The sequence below is a fragment of the Streptomyces sp. NPDC057654 genome (assembly GCF_042800135.1).
Taxonomy (GTDB): Bacteria; Actinomycetota; Actinomycetes; order Streptomycetales; family Streptomycetaceae; genus Streptomyces.
In genome coordinates, this window is record NZ_JBHVHQ010000841.1 from 1 (window position 1) to 3,760 (window position 3,760).

Below are 3,760 nucleotides of genomic sequence, written 5' to 3' on the forward strand. Positions count from 1 at the left end.
GCCTACCACTACCTCGGCACCCCGACCCCCCACTTCTGGGGCGAGGGCTACGACCTCCCCCGGACAGCACCACTGCTCCACGCGATCAGCGGTTACGGCTGGCTCGGCGTCGAGGCGTTCTTCCTGATCAGCGGCTTCGTCATCTGCATGAGCTGCTGGGGTCGCACCCCGGCGCAGTTCGCCGTCTCCCGTATCGCCCGGCTCTTCCCGCTGTACTGGGCCGTCGTCCTGCTGATCGTCGCCGTAGGCACGGTCGCCACGCTCGCCGGACAGCGGTACGGGGCTCCCATCGACCTGCGCACCACCCTGGGCAACCTGACGATGATCCCCAGCCCGCTCGGCCTGGACTTCACCGCCGGTGTCGCCTGGACACTATGGGTGGAAGCCCGCTTCTATCTCCTCATGGGCGCGCTGACGCTGATCGGCCTGACCTACCGACGCACCGTGGCCTTCGGGTTCCTCTGGCTCGTCCTGGCGTCCATCGGCCGCGAACTGCACTCCGCCGCCCTGGACGAACTCCTGCTCAGCCAGTACACCGGACTCTTCGTGGCCGGCATCGCGCTCTACCTGATGCACCGCTTCGGGCCCGACCTGCTCCTGTGGCTCCTGGCCGGCTTCGCCTGGTGCTACACCCTGACCGTCCTGGACGACCGCGTCGCCGCACACGCCGCCTCCAGCTGGCCGGTCAGCGCGGCCGTCCTCACCGGGTTCTTCGTCCTGCTCACCCTGGCCGGCCCCGGCCCGCTGCGCCACCTCCCATGGCGCCCCCTCGTCTACGCCGGCGCCCTGACCTACCCCTTCTACCTGGTCCACCAGAGCCTGGGCATACCCGTCACCCGCGGCATCCTCAAAACGCTTCCCGGTCTCGGCCTGCTCCCCGCGATCGGCCTCGGGATCTTCCTCTCCCTGCTGCTGGCCGCCGCGCTGAACCGCCTGGTCGACCGCAGACTCGGCCGCCTCCTGCGCCGCCGTCTCACCACCGCCCTCGATCCCCGCCGCACCGCCCCGAACCGGCCCACACCACGGGCCGCTCCCCGCGCGTCACCGGAAGAAGGGTGACCCGGCCCTCGCCACCCGCTCGACTACCGCACGCCGTCGCCGCGCGTGGTGTCGCCACGCCGCCTGGCCCGAGACGCTGCCGAGCAGTACACCGCCCTCGGCGCGGCCCCCGACATCGACGGGTGGCCGCACAGGGGACAGCACCGTTGAAGCGCCGGCCCGATGACCCCGGACACACCGTCATCGGGCCGGCCTTCCCCAGAGGTCCACATCAGCGGTCGGACACAGGCTCAGTCCGCCCGGAGGGGCTCAGAAGGGCTTGAACTCGTCGTACTCCTGCTCCGCCTCGTCCCGCGCGTCGGCGCGGTCCCGGCGGCGCTGCGCGGCCGGCCGCGGCTCCTCCATCCGGTGGTCCTCGCCGCGGCGGCCGAGCATCTCCGCGCCCGCGGCCATGGTCGGCTCCCAGTCGAAGACGACGGAGTCCTCGTCGCTGCCGATCGCGACGCCGTCGCCCGCGCGGGCGCCCGCCTTGAGCAGGGCGTCCTCGACGCCGAGGCGGTTCAGCCGGTCGGCGAGGTAGCCGACGGCCTCGTCGTTGTTGAAGTCGGTCTGGCGCACCCAGCGCTCGGGCTTCTCGCCGCGCACCCGGTAGATGCCGTCGTCGTCGGCGGCGACCGTGAAGCCCGCGTCGTCCACGGCCTTCGGGCGGATGACGATGCGGGTCGCCTCCTCCTTGGGCTTGGCGGCGCGCGCCTCGGCCACGATGCCCGCGAGCGCGAAGGACAGTTCCTTCAGGCCCAGCCGGGAGACGGCCGACACCTCGAAGATCTGGAAGCCGCGGGCCTCCAGCTCGGGCCGGATGATGTCGGCGAGGTCCTTGCCGTCGGGGATGTCGACCTTGTTGAGGACGACGATCCGCGGCCGGTCCTCCAGCCCGCCGTACTCGGCGAGCTCCGCTTCGATCTGGTCGAGGTCGGAGAGCGGGTCGCGCTCCGACTCCAGCGTCGCCGTGTCCAGTACGTGCACGAGCACCGAGCAGCGCTCGACGTGCCGCAGGAACTCCAGGCCGAGGCCCTTGCCCTGGCTGGCGCCGGGGATGAGGCCGGGCACGTCGGCGATGGTGTAGACGGTCGAACCGGCCGTCACCACGCCGAGGTTGGGCACCAGGGTGGTGAAGGGATAGTCGGCGATCTTCGGCTTGGCGGCCGAGAGCACCGAGATCAGCGAGGACTTCCCGGCGCTGGGGAAGCCGACGAGCGCGACGTCCGCGACGGTCTTGAGCTCCAGGACCACGTCGCCGGAGCTGCCCGGCTCGCCGAGCAGCGCGAAGCCGGGGGCCTTGCGGCGGGCGGAGGCCAGCGCGGCGTTGCCGAGGCCGCCGCGGCCGCCCTGGGAGGCGACGAAGGTGGTGCCCTCGCCGACGAGGTCGGCGACGACCTCGCCCTTCTTGTCGAGCACGACGGTGCCGTCCGGCACCGGCAGGACCAGGTCGCCGCCGTCCTTGCCGGAGCGGTTGCCGCCCTCGCCGGGCTTGCCGTTGGTGGCCTTGCGGTGCGGGCTGTGGTGGTAGTCCAGGAGGGTGGTGACCGACTGGTCGACGACCAGGATCACATCTCCGCCCCGTCCGCCGTTGCCGCCGTCCGGGCCGCCGAGCGGCTTGAACTTCTCACGGTGCACGGAGGCGCAGCCGTGGCCCCCGTTACCCGCGGCGACATGCAGCTCGACGCGGTCCACGAAGGTGGTCATGACGGTTGCCTCCAGATAAGGACGGGATTGTTCTCTCGTACTAACACGCCGAGGGCGGACCCGCTTCCCGTCGCCGGGAAAGCCTGGTCCGCCCTCGGAAAAGGTGCTGGGTCGTGCCGGAAGCTGATTACTCAGCGATCGGGACGATGTTCACTACCTTGCGACCACGGTGGGTGCCGAACTGCACCGCACCGGCGGCCAGCGCGAACAGGGTGTCGTCGCCACCGCGACCGACGCCCGAGCCCGGGTGGAAGTGGGTGCCGCGCTGGCGGACCAGGATCTCGCCGGCGTTGACGGCCTGACCGCCGAAACGCTTGACGCCGAGCCGCTGGGCATTGGAGTCGCGACCGTTCCGAGTGGACGATGCGCCCTTCTTGTGTGCCATGTCTCCTCAGTCCCTTACTTAGCAGCCGCGTCGATGCCGGTGATCTTGATCGCCGTGTACTGCTGGCGGTGACCGATCCGCTTGCGGTAGCCGGTCTTGTTCTTGTACTTCAGGATGTCGATCTTGGCACCCTTGTGGTGGTCCACGATCTCGGCCTGGACCTTGACGCCGGCCAGCACCCACGGGTCGCTGGTGACCGCGTCGCCGTCGACGACGAGCAGCGTCGAGAGCTCGACCGCGTCGCCTACGTTGCCGGTGGAAATCTTGTCGACCTCAAGGACGTCACCGACAGCAACCTTGTGCTGACGGCCGCCGCTACGCACGATTGCGTACACGCGGATCTCACTCTCTCGCTAGTAAACGGGACCTCTGATGCCAGCCGCTCACACGGTCCGCGAACGGTCCGTGAGATCCGAATGGACGAGCGGCCTCTACCGGCGGAGCCGGAAGGGATGTGCTCAGGGGTTTGGCGCGTTACACACGCCGACGGTCCAGGGTACGGGGCCCTTGACCATGGGGTCAAACCGATGCGGCGCGGGAAGACCGCGCCGCTGTCCGTACGAGCGTACGGGCTCGCCCGCGCCTCCTCCGATACGGGCGAGGGGTACGGGCGAGGGTACGGGCCGGGGC

4 protein-coding genes are annotated in these 3,760 nt (G+C 70.4%); 1 reads left to right on the top strand and 3 read right to left on the bottom strand.

Annotated elements, in window-relative coordinates:
• The coding region (locus ACFU99_RS36905) for an acyltransferase family protein (RefSeq protein WP_384401006.1) at positions 1-1,059 on the top strand (1,059 nt) is incomplete at its 5' end.
• A gap of 249 nt (positions 1,060-1,308) precedes the next feature.
• Here ACFU99_RS36905 and obgE read toward each other — a convergent pair.
• From obgE to rplU, 3 genes are all read right to left on the bottom strand, one after another.
• Positions 1,309-2,745, bottom strand: a complete 1,437-nt coding sequence (obgE, locus tag ACFU99_RS36910; protein ID WP_384401009.1) for a GTPase ObgE — start codon at positions 2,743-2,745, stop codon at positions 1,309-1,311.
• A 127-nt stretch (positions 2,746-2,872) separates the two neighbouring features.
• Positions 2,873-3,130, bottom strand: a complete 258-nt coding sequence (rpmA, locus tag ACFU99_RS36915; protein WP_030876897.1) for a 50S ribosomal protein L27 — start codon at positions 3,128-3,130, stop codon at positions 2,873-2,875.
• Positions 3,131-3,144: 14 nt separating this feature from the next.
• The gene (gene rplU / locus ACFU99_RS36920) at positions 3,145-3,465 is read right to left on the bottom strand and encodes a 50S ribosomal protein L21 (protein ID WP_384401012.1); all 321 of its coding nucleotides are present in this window, start codon (positions 3,463-3,465) and stop codon (positions 3,145-3,147) included.
• Positions 3,466-3,760 lie beyond the last annotated feature (295 nt).

Bases quoted from the DNA above. Each gene is read 5' to 3' on its own strand.
- rpmA (WP_030876897.1), bottom strand. From the start codon at position 3,130: ATGGCACACAAGAAGGGCGCATCGTCCACTCGGAACGGTCGCGACTCC.
- obgE (WP_384401009.1), bottom strand. From the start codon at position 2,745: ATGACCACCTTCGTGGACCGCGTCGAGCTGCATGTCGCCGCGGGTAAC.